The organism is Streptomyces sp. MUSC 14 (assembly GCF_001866675.1).
Taxonomy (GTDB): domain Bacteria; phylum Actinomycetota; class Actinomycetes; order Streptomycetales; family Streptomycetaceae; genus Streptomyces.
The window spans coordinates 46,408-64,073 of the sequence record NZ_MLYN01000070.1; the positions used below are offsets into that span (position 1 = coordinate 46,408).

The following is a 17,666-nucleotide window of genomic DNA, read 5'->3' on the forward strand; positions in this document are numbered from 1 at the left end:
CACGAGCGCCGGTACGGACACCGGCAAGGACACCACCCGGGCCCGGCCGGATGCGACCCCCGCGTCAGGACTCCGTCAAAACGCGTCTCCGGGCCGGGTCGTGACGCCCGGTCAGCGGGGCGGGGCGTAACCACGGGTGCGGACGAGGTCGTGGGTGAGCTCGGCGAAGGCGCGGGCGGCGGCGCTGCGGTAGGCGCCCTCGCGGTGCAGGAGGGTGACGGTGCGCGGGGGCAGCGGCGGGTCGAGGGCGACGGGGGTGAGGTGGGGGTGGTCGTGGGTGACGGCGTCGGGCAGCACGGTCGCCAGGGGGGTGCGCCGCACGATCTCGGTGAGGGCCTGCACGGAGTTGGCCTCGACCGCGATGCGCGGGGCGACCCGCTGCCGCGCGACGTAGGCGTCGATGTGGGCGCGGGTGGCGAAGTCGCCGCTGAGCAGCGCGAGTTGCACGTCCCCCAGGGACCGTACCGGCAGGGGCTCCGGCAGCGTCCGCAGGTGGTGGGTGCCGGTGACGAGGCCGAGGGTCTCGGTGAACAGCGGCGTCGGGGCGACACCGGGCAGGTGGGCGCCGCTGAACGCGATGCCGAGGTCGAGGTCGTCGGCGAGCAGGGCGGTCTCGATCCGGTCCTGGGTCGTCTCGGTCAGGGCCAGGCTGACGCCGGGGTGGCGGGCGTGGAGCGCGGCGGTGAGCGGGCCGACGAGGTAGGCGGTGAAGGTGGGGGTGACGCCCAGGCGCAGATGGCCGCGGGAGAGGTCCTGGACGTCGTGGACGGCGCGTTCGGCGGCGGCCAGGTCGCGCAGCACGCGGCGGGCGTGGTCGGTGTAGACGGCGCCTGCGTCGGTGAGCCGTACCGTGCGGCCGGTGCGGTCCAGCAGTTGCACGCCCAGGGTGCGCTCCAGCTGCTTGACCTGCTGGGAGAGCGTGGGCTGGGAGATGTGCAGCTCCTCCGCGGCGCGGGTGAAGTTGCCGTGTTCGGCGACGGCGAGCAGATAACGCAGGTGACGCAGCTCCAGTACGGCCATGAACACCACTGTAGCCGTAACTATAGATACGACCACTTACTCTCATGCCCAACAGCTCTTGGACTCTATAGGAGCAGGTCATGCATGGTGGATTTCGCCAGCCCGCAGGGGCCGGTCACCACCGAAGGGAGTGATCCATGCAGGACCTCGCCGAGGGCGTCGCCCGTTTTCAGCGGGACGTCTTCCCGGCCAAGGCGGAGCTCTTCGCCCGCCTGGCCACGCATCACACGCCCCACACGCTGTTCATCGGCTGCTCCGACGCCCGCGTCGTCCCCGAGCTGATCACCGGGTGCGAGCCCGGTGAGCTGTTCGTCATCCGCACCGCCGGCAACCTGGTCCCTCCGCACACCCCCGGTGCCGACGGAGTGGCGGCGAGCATCGAGTACGCCGTCGGCGCGCTCGGTGTCACCGACATCGTCGTCTGCGGCCACTCGGCGTGCGGCGCGATGACCGCCCTGGCCGAGGAGCACGACCTCAGCGACGCCCCTGCGGTCGCAGCCTGGCTCCGGCACGCCGACGCCTCCCGGGCCCGCACCGCCGCCTCCGGCGACGTGCCGTCCCTGGTACGGCAGAACGTGCTCGCGCAGCTGGCGAACCTGGCCACCCACCCGTCGGTCGCCCGCGCCCTGGCGGAGCGGAAGGCCACCCTGCACGGCTGGGTGTACGACATCGGCACCGGCCGCGTGACGCACCTGCCCACCACGGCCACCGCCCCCGCCGCCTGACCCCCATCCGGACGAGAAGGAAGTACTGATCATGACGCACGCCCAGTTCGCCCCCGCCGCCCGCCAGGCCCTGGCCGCCGCGGCCGTGGACGCCAAGACCCGCAAGGACCTCTCCTGGCAGCAGATCGCCGACGCGGCCGGCCTGTCCGTCGCCTTCGTCACCGCCGCGGTCCTCGGCCAGCACGCCCTGCCGGAGGACTCCGCCCGGGCCGTCGCCGAGCTGCTGGGCCTGGACGAGGACGCCGCGATGCTGCTCCGGACCATTCCGACCCGCGGCTCGATCCCCGGCGGCATCCCCACCGACCCGACCATCTACCGCTTCTACGAGATGCTCCAGGTCTACGGCACCACCCTGAAGGCGCTGGTCCACGAGGAGTTCGGGGACGGCATCATCTCCGCGATCAACTTCAGGCTGGACGTGAAGAAGGTCGCCGACCCCGAGGGTGGCGAGCGCGCCGTCATCACCTTGGACGGCAAGTACCTGCCGACCAAGCCGTTCTGACCTCTCCCCGTGCGGTCCACCGCCCGCGTGGGTGTCAGGCCGTGTGCTGATAGGCCGGATAGGTGAGGTAGCCGCTGTCGCCGCCCTCGTAGTACGTGGCCTCGTCCACGGGGGCGACCGGCAGGCCGGCGCGGAGGCGTTCGACGAGGTCGGGGTTGGCGAGGAAACCGCGGCCGAAGCTGATCAGGTCGGCGCCCAGGCCCAGCCAGTGACCGGCTTCCGCGGAGCCGGTCTGCTTGGGGCCCATCGGGAGGACCGGATTGACGACCAGGGTGCCGGGCCAGGCGCGGCGCAGGCCGACGAGCACCTCCTCGTCCGTGGTCAACTCCAGGTGGACGTAGGCGAGTCGGAGCCGGTCCAGCTCCGTCAGCAGCGCGGTGTTGAGGGCGAGCGCGTCGCTCTCCTCGACACCCCAGAAGCCGCCTCCCGGGGAGAGGCGGATGCCCGTCCTGGTCGCGCCGATCGCGTCCACCGTCGCGGCCACGGCCTCCACGGCGAACCGGATCCGGCCCGCGATCGAGCCGCCGTAGCGGTCCGTGCGCCGGTTGGCGTTGGAGGAGAGGAACTGGGAGATCAAGTAGCCGTTGGCGCCGTGGAGTTCGACTCCGTCGAAGCCTGCGTCGATCGCCCGGTGGGCCGCCTCGGCATAGGCGTGGATGTGCTCGGGCACCTCGGCGGTGTCCAGCGCGCGGGGCACGGGCGCGGGCTGGGGGCCGGTCGGGGTGAAGACGTCGCCCACCGCGGCGATCGCCGACGGGCCGACCGGCTGGTGCCCGGTCGTGTCGGGGTGCGAGACCCGGCCACCGTGCATGAGCTGGGCGAAGATCCGGCCGCCGTTGACGTGCACGGCGTCGGTCACGGCACGCCACGAGGCGACCTGCTCCGCGGTGTGCAGTCCGGGCGTGCCCGGGTTGGACTGCCCGACGAGGCTGGGCTGCACTCCCTCGGACACGATCAGTCCGGCCGTCGCGCGTTGCGCGTAGTACGTCGCCATGGACGGGGTGGCGAGGCCGCCGGCCGCGGCCCTGACACGGGTCATCGGGGCCATCACCATCCGGTTGGGCAGGGTCAGGTCGCCGAGTCGGTAGCTGCTGAACAAGGTCGGCACGTCAGGCTCCTTCATCCGTACGTCGCGTGCATCCGTACATCGCGTGCCCGGACGCCGGGCACAGCGCTACGCTAGAACCTGACATTGATGTCAGGGGCAAGTGATGTGACCCGGCTCACCACGGGAGGCAGTCGTGCGGATCGGCGAACTCGCGGCGCGCACCGCCGTCAGCGTCCGGTCGCTGCGCTACTACGAGACGCAGGGACTGCTGACCAGCAGCCGCAGCGCCGGTGGGCAGCGGCACTACACGGACGCCGAGGTGGAGCGGGTGCGATTCATCCAGCGTCTGTACGCGGCGGGCCTGTCCAGTCGTACGATCGCGGAGCTGCTGCCCTGCGTCGACGCGCCCAGCGAGGGCAACTCCGACGCGGCTCTCGAACGGATGGCGCAGGAGCGCGACCGGCTCTCCGAGCACATCGCCGAACTCATGCGTACCCGGACGGCCTTGGACGGCCTGATGGCCACGGCCCGGGCCCAACGGGCCCGCTGCGCTTCACTGGACGGGGCGAGCACCCCACGCGCTCTGGAGAGCTGACCGCACGCCTTCCCCGAGGACGAGGTGCGTCGTCCCGCCCGGCAGGGTGGGCAGCCCGGCCCAGTGGGTCACGGTCTCGGCACTGGTACCGCCGTAGGGCAGCCGGACCACCCCGTCGGAGTCGACGAAGCAGTCCCTGTGCTCCGCCCCGTCCTCACTCCAGTGCAGACTCGTGAAGACCATCGGCCGCACCAGCCAGAACTCCTCGCCCAGGGCCGTACCGGCCGTGGACCCGGTGGTGCTGTCGGCCGGATACCGGCCGGTGACCGCCGCTGCCACCGGCGTACCGTCGCGAGGCAGCCTCTCGCGTGCGTCGACCCACGTCACCACGGTGTTCAGAGGTGTCATCCCCACCCTCGCTCGGGCCCTCGGGCCCACTCCGCACATCGTCTTCCGGTCCCTGCATCCGACAAGACCGACCGGCGCCCGCGAGGGTTGACTTCCCCGTCCCCGGGGTGCAACCGGTCCCTGGGGGTGCCGCGTCTCCCCGACCGCGGGGACTCGACGTGCCGGACGGAACGGGAAGAGCGGCCGATGTCGGACGGAACCACGGGCGCGGTGCTGTGCGCCGCGGCCGGCGTGCTGCTCTTCGTCGTCGCGTGGCGGGAGACGGCCGTGCTGCGGCGGCTGCGGCGGGACGGCGTTCGCACGCGAGGCGTCGTGGTCGACAACACGCAGGTCACCGGGGACGACGGGCACATCTGGGTGCCGCTCATCGCCTTCTACGACCAGCAGGGACACCGCGTGGAGTTCTCACCCCGGATGCGGGGGACCGGAATGGGCCTCGCGACCGGGCGTGAGGTTCCGGTGGTGTACGACAGCCGGCACCCCCGAACGGCACGGGTGCGCATGTGGCGGCACATGACCGGGCCGGTGGTGTTCCTGCTGTTCGGCGCGGTGCTCTTCCTGGGCGCGGCCGTACTGGTCGTCCTGACGAAGTGACGGACCGACACCGGCGGATGCCCGGCACGTCCTGACGCACCGCCATGTCGCCGTGCGGCGCCCGGCCCGGAAGACGCCTGAACCGGCTGAGTACGGCGCCGGCCCGCCCCGGCCGAGCCCGACGGCCGTCTCATCCGCGGGCTGCGGCGACCGCCTCGTCGAAGGCCCGCTCCATGTCGAGGGTGCCGCCGCTGCGCACCCAGGCGTCCGTCGCGGCATCCAGGCAGGCCAGGGCGCAGCCGACGAGCGCGCGGGCCCGCAGCTCGTTCATCGGGTCGGTGGTGGCGCCCAGGCGTCGCACGATGTCCGGGACGAGCAGTTCCGTCCACTGCTGGCGCTTCTCCAGCCGGCGCGCCCGCAGGGAGGGCGAGGCGTGCAGCATGCCGGTGATCCTGAGGAAGTCCTCAGGCGCGTACGGGAGCGAGTCGTGGAGTGCCTTGAGGGCGGCTCGGAGGGCTTCCCACGGCGGTTCGCCGGCCGGACGCGCGTCCAGTGCGGCGCGCAGGGCCTCGCCGTGCTCGGCGTGGTCGCCGAGCACGATGTCCTCCTTGGTGCCGAAGTAGCGGAACAGCGAGCGTCGCGAGATGCCGATCTCGTTCGCGATCTGCTCCATCGTGGTGGCCTCGAAGCCGTGCTCGAGGAACAGCCGCATCGCAGTGGAGACGATCTCGGCCTGCACAGCTCGCCGGGTGCGCTCCCGCAGCCCTGCCGGTTTCCCCGCGCGATGGTCCATGACTCCGTACTCTACCGCGCTCCGCACCCAGTACCAGTCTGGCACTGGGTGACAGTTTAGGCGTACAGTGCCAGGCAGTGTCACCGCCGAGAGTGTCCACCGCGTCCCTGGAGCAGCCCATGAGCACCGTCGACTACCACGGCCAGACCACCCTCATCACCGGCGCCAGCGCCGGCATCGGTGCCGAGTTCGCCCGGCAGTTGGCCGCGCGGGGCTCGGACGTCGTCCTCGTCGCCCGCCGCGCGGAACGGCTGGAGACGCTGGCCGCCGAACTCACCGCGGCCCACGGCGTACGGGTCACCGTCATCCCGCTCGACCTGAGCCTGCCCGCCGCGGGGCAGACCCTCGCCGAGGAGGTGGCACGCCGAGGCCTGGAGGTGACCGGTGTCGTGAACAACGCCGGATTCGGCACCTTCGGCCCGTTCCACACCGAGGACCCCGAGCGGCTCGGCCAGGAGATCAGCGTCGACATCGCGGCCGTCGTCGACATCAGCCGGGCGTTCATCGAGCCGCTGCGGGCCGCCGGCACCGGCGTCCTGGTCAACGTCGCCAGCATGGCCGCGTACTTCCCCGTCCCGAACATGGCCGTCTACGCGGCGGCCAAGGCGTTCGTGCTGAACTTCACCGAGGCGCTGTGGCACGAATCCCGCGGGACCGGGCTGCGCGTGCTCGCGCTGTCGCCCGGGGCGACCAGCACCGAGTTCTTCGACGTCGTCGGCACGGACGCGGCGGACGGCGGCAGCAAGCGCCAGTCCCCGCAGGAGGTCGTCGCCACGGCACTGCGCACACTCGACCGCCGCACCCCACCGCCGAGCGTCATCTCCGGCCGCCTCAACCGCGCGATGGCAGCCCTGGCCCGCACGGCCGGCCGACGCCGCACGGTCCAGTTCATGGGATCCACGACCGCCGCACCCGGATCCCCCACCGCCGCCTGACGTCCGTCCACCGCTCTTCGACTTCCCGCTCCGGTTCCCCCCGCCGTGCCCGACCGAACGACCTGGGGCACCCGCTTGAGGAGTTTTCCCGGAGCGGGGCTGTGACCGCGGAAACGTCGGCCAGGGGTCGGCCAGAGGGTGTCTGGCCCGGGAAAACACCCCTCCATGGTTCCCGTGTGTTCACGCGTGCTGTGGAGGCAGGGGCCTGGCCGTCGGGTGTCGTGGGTCGAGGGCCGGTGCCCGGGGGTGCGGGTGCGGTGTCAGTCGTCGATTGCCCGGTGGAGCGTGGTCCAGAAGTCGTGGATGAGCCGCGCGGGATCCGGGGTGGACATGCCGACCCGGGTGGACAGGATTGGGTTGGTCGGCCTCGCCAGCCGCGTCGGTGTCGTGTCCGTCTGCCTCGGGTTGGCCACCCGTCTCCGCGGGTTCGGCCGCAGGCGGGGACGACGGCGTGCTGGAGCGCGGTGTGTGGATGGTGTAGCGGTTGCTCGTACGACGGCCGTGGGCGAACCGCGCGCTGGAGACGATGAACCCTTGGCCCTCCAGCCAGTCCAGGTGCCGGCGGACCGTGCGTTCGCTCTGGCTGGTCTTGGCGGCAAGGGTCTCCTGGCCCGGGAAGCAGGACCAGGACTCGTCCGCGAAGTCGCACAGGGCCAGCAGCACCAGCTTCGCGCCCGGGACGCGGATCTCCTGCTTGAATCCCCAGGACAGAGCCCCGATACTCACGGCCGTCCCCCTTCCTCCAGCGCAGGGCGCACGGACGGGACGCCGTCCGCGAAGGACGACTCGTCGCTGGGACCGACCGGTTGGCCGTCACCGTTCAGGATGGTCAGGGCCTCGTTGGGACGCCCGGCGCGCAGCAGGCGTACCGCCTCTGCGTTCGCCTGCTCCAGGGTGACGGCCAGGTCCCGGGCTCGGTCACGTTCGGCCAGCGTGGCCACCGTGTGCCGACGCCAGGTTCGTGCAGTCTCGTGAAGCTGGGCGATGACTGGTGAGACGACCTCCAGCGCATCGCGGGCGAGATCGGTGGCGAAGTCGCCGAAGGCGAGGCGGGGCCAGGACACGGCGAGGCGATCCGCCATGCGTTGCAGCAGTACGGGCGCCGGCGGGCAGCCGGGTACAGCGTCTGATCCCAGCTCCTCGCGAGGCGGATCGAGGACGGTCAGAAGGTCACGGGTGAGAGGGGTAAGGGTGTCGCCGACGTGGTCGGTCAGGATCCGCACCGCGGCGTCGATGCGCAACTGGGCGCTGTCCCTCGGAGAGCAGCTGGGCGTGGGGGAGTGCCTCAGGTCGGTGGTGGGCATGCTGGATCGCTTCATCCTTCTGTTTTCCGTAGCGGAAGCTACTCGTGGTTGGTCGGTGCCTGCGGCTGCTGCCGACGGCGTTCGCGCTCGGCCAGGGTGATCACTTCGGGTGTCGTCTCGTCCCGTGCGCGCTGGTGGGCGGTTTCGTGCTCTCGGCGTGCCGTTCCGGCGTAGGTCCGCAAGGCCGGGGTGGGATTCTCGGGTGGGCTGGAGTGGTCCATGGGTCCTTCCACGTGCAGGTGCAGCGATCGGGCAGGGTCGTGACTGGGGCTCGCCGACGAGCCCCGGTGACGGGAGAAGGTGAGCTCAGGACGTCTCCGGGTCGGGGACGCGGGAGACGTTGATGGTGCGTGAGGTGCGACCGCCGGACTTCAGGGGAATTTCGAGGTCCAGGCTCTCGATGATGTGGACCATCGCCTCGGGGTCCGGTACGGGCGGGCGAGGGTTGCCGCCGGACCAGGAGAGCTTGAAGTCGCCGTACGTGCCCGGTTCGGCGGCGTCCAGGATCTTGCGGGCCTTGGCCTTGCGCTTCTTCGCGGCGCTCTCGGTTTCCGCGGCGTCCGCGTACGCGCTCAGCGCCGCGGTGATGTCCGCGGCGTCCTCGGCGAGGATCGTCTGCGGCGCGCGATCGGGGACCTGGCGGGGGTCGAGCTGCCAGCAGGCGCTCCTGAAGGGGCAGTTGTCGCAGATGATCGACAGACCGGGCCCGTCGAGGTCGCGCGGCATCGCGTCGGGGTTGGGACTGTCGAGCACGTCCTCGGCCCAGGCGAGGGCCTGCTGAGTGACGTCCTTGTCGTAGGGGCGCTGGTGGACGACGACCTGTCCGTACTCGCGACCGACGTAGCGCAGGCGTACGACGTCGACGGGGAGCGGTTCACCGGCGGCAAGGTACGGGTGTTCGGTGAGAGCGCCCGTGCGCAACAGGTGAGCGTACAAGTCGACTTGGAACCACTCGTGCCGACTGGGCCCCTGGCGTACGACGACGTCGAGGGCCCGGGTGGACTTGGTCTTGACGTCCTCGACGACTCCCAACTCACCAGCGTTTACTGAGCCGTTGTGGTCTGCGACTCCAGCCGGGGCCCAGTAGGCATCGGCGTGGCCGAGGAGAGTGCCGTTCGTCAGTTCCAGCTCGGTGAAGGCGCCGTACTGCTTGGCCAGGACGCGCAGGATGCCCTCGTGGAGCCAGGTGCCGAGGATCGCGGCGTGCCTGTTGTCGGCGAGGTCGGTGGGCCACGTGCCGTGTACCTCGTAGGCGGCCCGGCGTCTGCACAGACCGATGGAGGACGGGCCGAGCAGCTGCTGACGGGAGCGGGGGCGGGAGCGGTCGTCGCGGTGGGCGGCCTTCCACAGATCGGGGATCGGGACGGTACTGACGTCGGTGGTGGTGTCGGTGGGCATGCAGGGTCCTCGCACTCTGCTGGTCAGGGGTGCCACCGCGCCGTGGCGCGGTAGGCGAGAAGGGCTACTTCGCGCTGCGGGACGAGGTCTTGGCCGAGGGCGAGCGGCGCGTCGCCGTGGTCTTGGCCGGCGTTTGCTTGCGAGATGTGGTGTTCTTCGCGGCCGTCTTCTTCGTCGCCGTTCGCCTGCGTGACGGTGTCGGTGCTTCCGCGTCCTCGGCGACCTCGTCCCGTTGTCGGCGGAACTCGGCGATGCGGGCGGCCATGTGGGGGGTTCCGATGTACTCGTCGCTGTTGGCGAGGAGCCGGACCAGATCGTCCAGTTGTCGGGCATCGGCGTCCTGGTAGGAGACGCCGTTGAGTTCGAAGCAGATGTCGTTGACCTCGCCGAACACGATGTCCAGGCAGTCAGCGGTCCGTACGACCTCCTGCCGGGCCTTTTCGAGCTGTGTCAACGGGGCCGCGCTGTCTGCCTGATCGGCCTCAGCGGCATGCTGACTTGCCCCGTGCGACTGAGCGGTGGAAGGGTCGACAACCTCGGCGTTCACAAAATCCTGCTGCGCGTCATCAGACGTGGCTTCGGCGGACGTCGGCTTCCCCGCGCTGCCAGCCGACCTCCCAGTGGTGCCGCGCAGACGTGCGACCGTGGCCTCGACGCGCTCTCGGGACTCCGCCGCGTCGGCGGCGTGCATCTCCTCGTCCACGTGCAGCCCGGAAAGATCAGCCGGGCAGGCACGACGCAGCACCAGGGCCTCGGCGACCTTGCTCAGCTGACTGGCGGGCATCTGCGGCCACAGTCCGCCGAGCTTGTACTCCTGCGCTTCGTAGTCCCAGACCTTCGGCGCGTACTCGCGCCAGTGCGCGACCGCCGAGAAGCGCGAGTCCCCGCGCCACACCACCGCCCGGCACGCCGCCGGTGGTTCCTCGCGCAGCCACACCGTGTGCTCGCCGCCGCCTGAGTCTTACCAGACGAAGTCCTCGTACGCGATGGGCTGCGCGGCGCGGTCGACGGCCCGGCGGGCGATCAGCCGGTAGCCGTCGATACCCGTCTGGATCGTCCACCGGATTTCGCCGCGCGACTTCCGCTTGATCATGTAGATCTGCCGCCCGAACGGGTCGAGCCCGGACGCCTTGCAGTAGTGGAAGAAGATCCCCAGCTGCGCCGGACTGGCCTCGGCCAGGTCTGGGAACGCCGCGCGCAGAGCGCGCAACTGTTGGTCCTCGAACGCCTTCTGGTCCTCGCGGATCGCGAGCCAGGTGACCGGTGCGTCGGCCACATCCCCTCCTGCCAACGAATCACCTTGTAGGTCAGACATTTGTCTCCACGGGTGGATGGAGTAAATGTCATTGATGAAACTTTATTTCACTGAGCTTCTTGCGTCAATGATTCTTCATCGTTCGCGGCGGAGGTCGAGCGCAGGCGGCGCAACTCGAAGGCGTCGGCCCACTCGGGGTGTTCGTGGCGCAACAGGCGCGCATAGCGAGACGTGAACACGTTGTTCAGCTGGAGCGGTGTGTTGCCCGAGGCGTCTCTGGCCGACCAGCGAAGCTGCTCAAACAATGCCTTGACGCTGATGCGCCCGCCGCCGCGCTCCACCCACTCGGTCATGAGCTCTTCGAGGGCCTCGAACACCCACGGGTGCGAGGCGTGGAAGGCGTCGAAGCGTTCATCGATCGACGGGCGTGGCTGTCTGGATGCATCTGCAGTGTCGTCGGCTATCTCCAGTGGGAGTTCCTCCTGGTGGTACACAGATCACCTCCGCACGTTGCGGCTACTGTCTCCACGGATGCTGAACTGAGACTGTCGAGGGTGATCGCGAAGGCGGCCAGTGCCCGGCCACTCCGAGCTCTGCACTGATCAATGATCCGTCCGGGGCCCCTTAAGTCTTTCGCCACGGGAAACGGGGGTGCGTTGGGTCGGGGGGCCGGGCAGCATGGCGGGGTGGCCGATCTGCTGTGGGATGACGTGAGCTGCTTCTTCGACCCGGACTTGATGGGGTCGCTGCCGGACGTGCGTGTCCCGAATACCTCGGCGGAAGACTGGCAGGCGGTCCTCGATCTTGTCGCGGAGAAGGGCTGGAAGTGTCAGTACTCCGAGGGAGGGACGGTGCTTCCGGTGCCCCGGGCGAAGGCCGTGCTGTCCCGCCCGGCGGATGCCGAGTGCCCGGACCTGCGAGTCTGGCCGACTGCCGACGTGTTGGTGATCCTCCGTTTTCACGCCGCCGATGAAGTCGACTTCGACGTCGACCTGCGGGAGTTGCAGGGCCAGGAGCGACTTGATGTGTTCTGCGGCTTCCTTCGGGAGATCGGGAGGCGGTTGGGCAAGCCGGTGCCGATGGACCCCGAAGGCGACTACGGTCATCCGGTGCTTGCCTTCGACGTCGAGGCTGATCGCGTTGTTCTCCTCGCAGGCCCGCAGGACATGTGACTGGGGCCGACGGCCGGCCTTGTGGATTTGGGCCGGGATCCGAACCGTTCCAGGAGCGTGAGGATGGCCGGGGGGCTGCAACCTTGGCCCCGGACCCGTTCCAGTGAGGGGTGGGATCTGGGCGAGCAGGTGACACCCCCGATCGTGAACAACAAAGGGGGAAGTCGTGTCGGGACCCGAAGGGCGGAGGCCCCAACAATGCCGCCGTCGTCGGCGACGCCCACGGGCCGGCGAGGCAGGTCTTGCCGGTAGTCCTGCGCGGTTCTCGGGCCATGTCGCACGGGTGCATCAACAGGTCAAGGTCTGATTAGCGTACGGCCAAGCCGCCGTATGGGTTCCGTGTGCGCCCTGATCGGCGACCTGACATAGGGGGATTTGCCCCGACGACCGCTGGCTAATGTGGTCAGGCTCCATCATCAACGGGGAATCACGGGGAAGAGGTGACGGCGGTGGGAGCGCCGATACGTTCACGCCTGTTCGACTACGTCGAGCCGGATCCGGCCGCCCCGTCAGAACCGGCACCCGAGCCGCAGCGCTCGCGTCTGCTGGACCTCGTGGAGGAGGCACCGCCCGCGCGGCTGGACACAGACGATCGTCCCGGACCGAAGCCGGGCGTTCCGGCCTATCACACGCCGGTGTTCGTCCCGGCCCATCCCAGGTCTGTCGTGGCGACGGGCGCCAGGGGCAGTCTGGCCCGCGTGCCGTTCATTGTCTACGAGCTCTTCGCGCACCCCTCGCACGGCACCGTGGCCTTCGCTTTCACCACGCTGGAGAAGCTGGTGGAGGCGCTCGGGGAGTCGCAGCCGTGGGTCGCCACGTCCATCGGCCCGCTCTCCGAAGGTGTCCGTGAGCAGGGCGTCGGTGTCCTCCTCGACCCGCGGGTCGTCCCCGGACACCACAACTGGCAGCCGGACGACGTGGCCGCTTATGCGCGGGAGGCGAGCTGATGTCGGCCGACTTCAAGGTGATCCTGGGTGACCTCACCAGGATGACGAAGGCGTTCCACGACTCGGCGACCGACTATCGCAAGCTGCACAGCGATGTGGCGCCGCCCGTAGGCAGCGGGGGCGATCCGGGACTGGACCACGCGATCAAGGAGGTCGCCGACCTCATCATCGGGCTGCACATCGGCCTGGCGGACAGGTTGGACGAGCACGGGGACAAGGTCGGATACGCGCGGGACTCCTTCCACCGGCACGACATCGACGTGCGTGGGCTGTTCGACGACCTGGACTTGGGGGAGGGCTGATGGGCGACAGCTGGGTCGGGGGCGACATCGGCGTGCTGCGCACGATGTCCGACACGTACAAGAACGCCAAGGACAAGCTGGACGGCGTGGTGAAGCCGCTCACTCAGGTCGTCGACGAGCTGGCCACCGATGCGAGCTGGAAGGGCGAGGCCGCGAGCAACTTCCGTGGGCAGTGGACCGCCGACGCGATCACAGCTGGCGCCTTCGCGACCCTTGTGTACGAGGCGGGCAAGATTCTCGGGGACCTCACCGACGCCCTCTCCACCTGCGACACCGCTCTGAAGAACGCCGAGCACGTCGCCGCGCGCAAGGGCGTGCCGACAGTGGGCGGAGGCGTCGTCGCACCGAGCGTCACCTCCGACCCCACGACGGCGGCCGCCGTGAAGGAGTACGAGGCGGCCCGCACCGAGATCCTGCACACCGCGCAGCATGCCCGGCTGGTGGCAGCGGACGCGTTGCGGGGGTTGTACCTGCAGGTCACGGAGAAGAAGAAGTCTTCGGTATCCACGGCCGACAGGATCACCATTGACGACTTCCTACGCGGCCTGTACGCCTACTCTGCCGAGGACACCCGGGTCGACGGCAAGGAGGCCCGCACCAAGATAGACGCGGCCAAGGCCGAGGAGCAGGCCGCCAAGAACAAGCTCAAAGCCGAACGCAGGGTGTTCCAGCAGCAGGGCCGCACGATGCCCGACGACCTTCCCGCCAAGAGCGCCTACCGCGATGCGGTGAGCAAGGTCAAGACGCTGGAGGACGACATCCTGGCCGCCGACCACGGCGCCGACAGGCTGCCGCTCGACCGCGCGCTGAACATCAAGATGGTCGACGCGGCGCATGCATTGCGTGTCGGGGAGGGCGTCGAGAAACTCCCGGACTTCCTCAAGGAGGTCCCCGTCCTGGACGTCGCCGCGGCAGGCACCTGCGGTCTGCTGGAGGCGAAGGACGACCATGAGAAGGGCTGGTCCTGGCAGCACTCTGTCGTTGTGGACGGCGGCGTCGCGCTCGGTGGCCTGGCCGTCGGCGCGGGCATCACAGCGGCACTCCCAGTGGAGGGTGCTGTTGGTGTCTGCGTGGTGGGCACTGGGGTGATTGTTGGCGTTACCAGCATCTTCGACCACTCGTTCCATGAGCACTGGAGCGAGGACATCCACGACCACGGTGTGGTCGGTGGTCTACTGCACGGCGCCGGCAACGTTGGGTCAGAAACGTGGGGCGACGCCAAGCGGTATGGAAACGACGTCAAGAGTATGGGAAAGAGTGTCTGGCATCATGTCACAAGCTTCCTCTGAGGTCCCCGTCCCAGGAGCCTCCGTCCAGATCCCATCGCTGCCGGGGCTCGGCACCACGTGGTACGTACGCGGCGCACGCTACTGGCTGCGCCGGATCCTCACGGGGATTCTCTGGCTCGCCGTTCTGGCGTTTGCCTTCTGGATTCTGCTCGGCATCTACATGGGGTTCCTCAGTGGGATGTCACCAACCGTGCGCACCGTGTGGAACTCGGTTCTGGCCGCAACATCCTGCGTAACCGCCGTCTGGGGGTGGGTGGCTCAGCAACGCCGCCACCGTGAAGCCCTCATGAACCCGCCCACACCTGAGCAGACCCGCCAGGCCAAACGCCGCCGGGCTCGCCGCAACATGGGAGTGACCTTCGCCGGCCGCGGACTCGTCCTGCTCGCAGCACCCGTCTTGCCCGCACTGATCGCCTACACCATGGGCGAGTTCCTCGCCGTCCTCACCGTTCGCGAATCCGCCGCCGAAGTCGGCGCCCGCCGCTGGCTAGAGGAGCACCCGTCCGGAGCATGACGACGAGCACATCCTCTGAGGCTTCTCGCTCTCAACCCTCCGGCTTCGGGTCACCGACTCAGATCCCGGCGCTGCAAGGTCTCGGCACCAGCTGGTACGAGCGCGGCACGCGCTACTGGTTGCGCCGTGTCTTCATGGCCCTCTTCCTGCTCGCCGTGATGGCGTTCTGCTGCTTCATGGCGCTCGCCTTCTACGACGGATTCCGCAGTGTGCTGCCGTCGGCCGTGCGCACCGTGTGGGACTGGGCGCAGGCGGTCGCGTCCTGTGTGGCCGTGGTCTGGGGGTGGCTGGTGCAGCGCCGGGCCCTCAACAAGCAGCTCCTGGATCCGCCCACTCCGAACGAGTTCCGCAACCGCAAGAGCGGCGAGGTCCGCCGCTCCACGGGGCTGGCCATCGTCGGTCGCGGGCTCGTGGTACTCGCGGCACCCGTCCTCCCGGCACTGGCCGCGTTCGCCGTCGGCTGGATCGTCGCCATGCTCACCGTTCGCGAATACCCCAGCGAAGTCGGCGCCCGCCGCTGGCTGCAAGAACACCCCTCGGGAACATGACGCAGGGAAAGGGCTGTGCAACGCCCACTGCCCAGCCACTGACCCGCGTCCCGTCCCTACCGGGACTCGGCACTTCCTGGTACAAGCGCGGAGTGCGCTACTGGCTGCGCCGGATCCTCACGGGGCTCCTCTGGCTCGCCGTGCTGGCCTTTCTCAGTTACATCGTGGTCCGGCTCTACCAGTCGTTCCGAGTCGACCTGTCGAGCACTCTGCGCCTGGTGTGGGACTGCGCGCAGGCGGTCCTGGCCTGCGTGGCGCTGGTCTGGGGATGGGTGGCAGCTCGCCGGCGGCACGAGAAGGCCCTCCTGGACCCGCCCACGCCGACCGAGGCCCGTGCAGCCCGACGTGCCCGGGCCGGCCGCAATGTGGGGCTGGCCCTCGCCGGCCGCATCCTCTGGCTGATCGTGATGCCCGTCATGCCTGCGGTGTTCGCGTACGCCATTGGCGAGTTCCTCGTCGTCCTGACCGTTCGGGAATCCGCCGCCGAAGTCGGCGCCCGCCGCTGGCTGGAGAAGCACCCGTCCGGAGCATGACGACGAGCGTGCTCTCTGGACCTCATGCCGCTCCCAACTCGGCTTTCGCCGCGTCAGGTCACTACCGCTTGGCGCGCACCGACACGGTCAGTCCTGCCGCCCAGATCTCCTCGATGAACGCGGTGACGTCCTCGAGCTTGGCCTGCCCCGGCTTGTAGGAGCGGGTCGGGGGGAGTTCCGGGGGCAGCGGCTTGGGCGTCGCGCTCCGCTTCCGGCCGCGCGGCTTCAGCCCCTCCCGTTCGCCGACGCGGATCCGCTCGACCGCTTCCGGGATAACGGTGCGCCCGCGAGCCTCGGCATCGGCCAGGACCGTGTCCAGCAACCACAGCGGCGAGCCGGAGATCACGGCGTCCTCGGCGGCCATGCTGTTACGGGTGCGCCACTGGTAGATGTCCCCGTACTTCTTGCCGAAGATCCAGGGGATCTCCTTCAGCCCGATGACCGGCGGCAGGTCGTCCACGTCATCGACGACAACCCAGTCCCGCCTCTCCGCCTTGAACTCCTGAAGGCGCTGTGGGTCGACCTCGCGAACGCCGCTCTCGGCCATGCCCAGCACCGTCGGCAGGAACCAGCACGGGTTGCCGGAGACGACGAAGTCCGGCTCGGGCAGTACCTCGCGCGTGCGCCACAGCTGCGAGGTCTGGCGCTCCACGCCGTAGAGGAGCGAGATCTCCCCGTGCCCGAGCAGATAGGGGAACTTGCCCGTCGCCATCCTCGACACCACTCCAGACCACGCGCATACAGGTAACTTGATGCGTCAAGTCTAATTGGTCTCCTGTCGGGGTGAACCGCAGGATCTCAGGCAACCCGGTGCAGGGCACGTCTAGGGTCACGTGCATGTCGAGGACCACACCGTCGCGCCCGCTCGATGTTGAGGCGCTCTTCCCGGAGCTGGCGAACTACCGAGGTACCACCACCCGGCTCCACCCCCGCCCGGGTCGGCCAGAGGCGACGGACAGTTCGGTGGGGGGTCCGCTGCTGTGGCCGGCGAACGAGCCCTGGCCGGTGTGCACCGAGCCCCACAGCCATGCGCGTGGTCGACGGCCGGCGGACATCCACCGGCAGCGGCAGATCCTGGCTGCTGTATGGCTCCGTGAACCGAACCCCGGGCCCACAGTTGAGGAGCGGCAGCTGCTGGAGGAACTGGGCAGGAAACACCGCGTTCAAGACGTTGCTGCCACCGATCCACTGCCACTGATCGGCCTTGCGCAGCTGTACCGGAGGGACATCGCCGACTTGCCGGCCGGGCCAGACGACTGCGATCTGCTCCAGGTCTTCTGGTGCCCCTTCGACGCGCACGGCCCGACCGGCCACAGCATGCTGCTCGACCTGCGCTGGCGCCGGTCGTGGGAGGTCACCGAAGTGCAGACTTCACCGCCGCAGCCGCTGGTCGTCGGCTACGAAGGGTACGTGCCTGAGCCGTGCGTGCTGCATCCGGAGCAGGTGGCCACCTACCCATTCGCCGGCCTACTCCCGGAGGACGTGTGCGCTCGGATCGATGCCTGGGAAGAGGGCCTTGAGGAGGTGGCCGAGCAGTTGGCGGACGAAGCTACCGCAGCGCCGGTGGGCTACCAGTACGACCTGTCCATCCCCCCAGGCTGGCGCGTCGGCGGCTTCGCCTCCTGGCACGCCACCGACCCGTCCCCCATGAACTGCCGCACCTGCGCGGTACCAATGCACCTACTGCTGACCATCGACAGCACGGAATGGGACGGCGGCAGCGGCAGCTGGAAGCCGCTGGAAGAGCAGGACCTGCCCACATACCAGTCCGCCAGGCCGACCCAGGTCACTGTGGGTCGCTGGGGCGAACTCAACATCTTCGCCTGTCCCGAGGGTCCCCACCACTCGCACCGCTGGAGCATCCAGTAGGTGATTCGGTCATGATCAGCGCACGTGCCTGGACG

Annotated in this window: 23 protein-coding genes and 1 pseudogene; 13 read left to right on the forward strand and 11 right to left on the reverse strand. The window is 69.5% G+C overall.

The features are described 5' to 3' along the window. Positions 1-111 precede the first annotated feature (111 nt). Positions 112-1,020, reverse strand: a complete 909-nt coding sequence (gene cynR, locus BIV25_RS37895; RefSeq protein WP_071377161.1) for a transcriptional regulator CynR — start codon at positions 1,018-1,020, stop codon at positions 112-114. A gap of 137 nt (positions 1,021-1,157) precedes the next feature. On the opposite strand from cynR, the gene BIV25_RS37900 reads away from it, so the two are divergent. Then, positions 1,158-1,745, forward strand: coding sequence for a carbonic anhydrase (locus BIV25_RS37900; RefSeq protein ID WP_071377087.1), 588 nt, complete (start codon positions 1,158-1,160; stop codon positions 1,743-1,745). A gap of 31 nt (positions 1,746-1,776) precedes the next feature. After that, entirely contained in the window at positions 1,777-2,247 is a 471-nt protein-coding gene (gene cynS, locus BIV25_RS37905; protein ID WP_071377088.1) for a cyanase, read from the forward strand. A 34-nt stretch (positions 2,248-2,281) separates the two neighbouring features. On the opposite strand, the gene BIV25_RS37910 is transcribed toward cynS, so the two are convergent. Further along, positions 2,282-3,355, reverse strand: coding sequence for an alkene reductase (locus tag BIV25_RS37910; protein WP_071377089.1), 1,074 nt, complete (start codon positions 3,353-3,355; stop codon positions 2,282-2,284). A 133-nt stretch (positions 3,356-3,488) separates the two neighbouring features. Here BIV25_RS37910 and BIV25_RS37915 point away from each other — a divergent pair, with 133 nt between their 5' ends. After that, positions 3,489-3,890 carry a MerR family transcriptional regulator gene (locus tag BIV25_RS37915; protein WP_071377090.1) on the forward strand — a complete coding sequence of 134 codons (402 nt, stop codon included), beginning with the start codon at positions 3,489-3,491 and terminating at the stop codon, positions 3,888-3,890. Here the strand turns inward: BIV25_RS37915 and BIV25_RS37920 are convergent. Next, on the reverse strand, positions 3,849-4,238 hold the full coding sequence (locus tag BIV25_RS37920; protein WP_071377091.1) for an AQJ64_40280 family protein: 390 nt from the start codon (positions 4,236-4,238) through the stop codon (positions 3,849-3,851). The two genes, BIV25_RS37915 and BIV25_RS37920, sit on opposite strands and share 42 nt — an antisense overlap. A 186-nt stretch (positions 4,239-4,424) precedes the next feature. On the opposite strand from BIV25_RS37920, the gene BIV25_RS37925 reads away from it, so the two are divergent. Next, positions 4,425-4,832, forward strand: a complete 408-nt coding sequence (locus tag BIV25_RS37925) for a DUF3592 domain-containing protein (protein WP_071377092.1) — start codon at positions 4,425-4,427, stop codon at positions 4,830-4,832. Positions 4,833-4,962: 130 nt separating this feature from the next. Here the strand turns inward: BIV25_RS37925 and BIV25_RS37930 are convergent, their stop codons facing one another. Further along, complete coding sequence (locus BIV25_RS37930; protein ID WP_071377093.1) at positions 4,963-5,565, reverse strand: TetR/AcrR family transcriptional regulator; 603 nt, start codon at positions 5,563-5,565, stop codon at positions 4,963-4,965. A 119-nt stretch (positions 5,566-5,684) separates the two neighbouring features. On the opposite strand from BIV25_RS37930, the gene BIV25_RS37935 reads away from it, so the two are divergent. Next, complete coding sequence (locus tag BIV25_RS37935; protein ID WP_071377094.1) at positions 5,685-6,500, forward strand: SDR family oxidoreductase; 816 nt, start codon at positions 5,685-5,687, stop codon at positions 6,498-6,500. 180 nt (positions 6,501-6,680) lie between these two features. On the opposite strand, the gene BIV25_RS50570 is transcribed toward BIV25_RS37935, so the two are convergent. The 6 genes and pseudogenes from BIV25_RS50570 to BIV25_RS37965 all read right to left on the reverse strand — a co-directional run bounded on the left by BIV25_RS50570 (position 6,681) and on the right by BIV25_RS37965 (position 10,951). Then, complete coding sequence (locus BIV25_RS50570) at positions 6,681-7,226, reverse strand: helix-turn-helix domain-containing protein (protein ID WP_143076772.1); 546 nt, start codon at positions 7,224-7,226, stop codon at positions 6,681-6,683. Next, positions 7,223-7,804, reverse strand: a complete 582-nt coding sequence (locus tag BIV25_RS37940; RefSeq protein WP_143076773.1) for a hypothetical protein — start codon at positions 7,802-7,804, stop codon at positions 7,223-7,225. Before BIV25_RS37940 ends, BIV25_RS50570 begins: the two co-directional genes overlap by 4 nt. Positions 7,805-7,842: 38 nt before the next feature. Next, complete coding sequence (locus BIV25_RS37945) at positions 7,843-8,025, reverse strand: hypothetical protein (RefSeq protein WP_071377096.1); 183 nt, start codon at positions 8,023-8,025, stop codon at positions 7,843-7,845. An 85-nt stretch (positions 8,026-8,110) separates the two neighbouring features. Continuing rightward, a complete protein-coding gene (locus BIV25_RS37950; protein WP_071377097.1) occupies positions 8,111-9,202 on the reverse strand; it encodes a PD-(D/E)XK nuclease family protein in 1,092 nt (363 codons plus the stop codon). A 64-nt stretch (positions 9,203-9,266) separates the two neighbouring features. Next, positions 9,267-10,517: pseudogene (locus BIV25_RS37955) on the reverse strand (recombinase RecT). 47 nt (positions 10,518-10,564) lie between these two features. Beyond that, positions 10,565-10,951, reverse strand: a complete 387-nt coding sequence (locus BIV25_RS37965; RefSeq protein WP_079177139.1) for a hypothetical protein — start codon at positions 10,949-10,951, stop codon at positions 10,565-10,567. Between the two features lie 192 nt (positions 10,952-11,143). Between BIV25_RS37965 and BIV25_RS37970 the strand changes: the two genes are divergently transcribed. The 7 genes from BIV25_RS37970 (at position 11,144) to BIV25_RS38000 (ending at position 15,762) form a co-directional block, all read left to right on the forward strand. After that, a complete protein-coding gene (locus BIV25_RS37970) occupies positions 11,144-11,629 on the forward strand; it encodes a hypothetical protein (RefSeq protein ID WP_177235551.1) in 486 nt (161 codons plus the stop codon). Positions 11,630-12,078: 449 nt separating this feature from the next. Then, complete coding sequence (locus BIV25_RS53580; protein WP_256257072.1) at positions 12,079-12,576, forward strand: SAV_915 family protein; 498 nt, start codon at positions 12,079-12,081, stop codon at positions 12,574-12,576. Further along, complete coding sequence (locus BIV25_RS37980; RefSeq protein ID WP_071377101.1) at positions 12,576-12,878, forward strand: DUF6317 family protein; 303 nt, start codon at positions 12,576-12,578, stop codon at positions 12,876-12,878. Before BIV25_RS53580 ends, BIV25_RS37980 begins: the two co-directional genes overlap by 1 nt. After that, entirely contained in the window at positions 12,878-14,167 is a 1,290-nt protein-coding gene (locus tag BIV25_RS37985; RefSeq protein ID WP_071377102.1) for a WXG100 family type VII secretion target, read from the forward strand. Before BIV25_RS37980 ends, BIV25_RS37985 begins: the two co-directional genes overlap by 1 nt. Then, a complete protein-coding gene (locus tag BIV25_RS37990) occupies positions 14,148-14,681 on the forward strand; it encodes a hypothetical protein (RefSeq protein WP_071377103.1) in 534 nt (177 codons plus the stop codon). Before BIV25_RS37985 ends, BIV25_RS37990 begins: the two co-directional genes overlap by 20 nt. Then, positions 14,678-15,229, forward strand: a complete 552-nt coding sequence (locus BIV25_RS37995) for a hypothetical protein (protein WP_256257073.1) — start codon at positions 14,678-14,680, stop codon at positions 15,227-15,229. The genes BIV25_RS37990 and BIV25_RS37995 overlap by 4 nt, the downstream gene beginning before the upstream one ends. Next, complete coding sequence (locus BIV25_RS38000; RefSeq protein ID WP_071377104.1) at positions 15,226-15,762, forward strand: hypothetical protein; 537 nt, start codon at positions 15,226-15,228, stop codon at positions 15,760-15,762. Before BIV25_RS37995 ends, BIV25_RS38000 begins: the two co-directional genes overlap by 4 nt. Before the next feature lie 61 nt (positions 15,763-15,823). On the opposite strand, the gene BIV25_RS38005 is transcribed toward BIV25_RS38000, so the two are convergent. Beyond that, positions 15,824-16,474 (reverse strand): hypothetical protein, encoded by a 651-nt coding sequence (locus BIV25_RS38005; RefSeq protein WP_071377105.1) that lies wholly within the window; start codon positions 16,472-16,474, stop codon positions 15,824-15,826. 125 nt (positions 16,475-16,599) lie between these two features. Here BIV25_RS38005 and BIV25_RS38010 point away from each other — a divergent pair, with 125 nt between their 5' ends. Further along, positions 16,600-17,631, forward strand: coding sequence for a hypothetical protein (locus tag BIV25_RS38010; protein WP_071377165.1), 1,032 nt, complete (start codon positions 16,600-16,602; stop codon positions 17,629-17,631). Positions 17,632-17,666 lie beyond the last annotated feature (35 nt).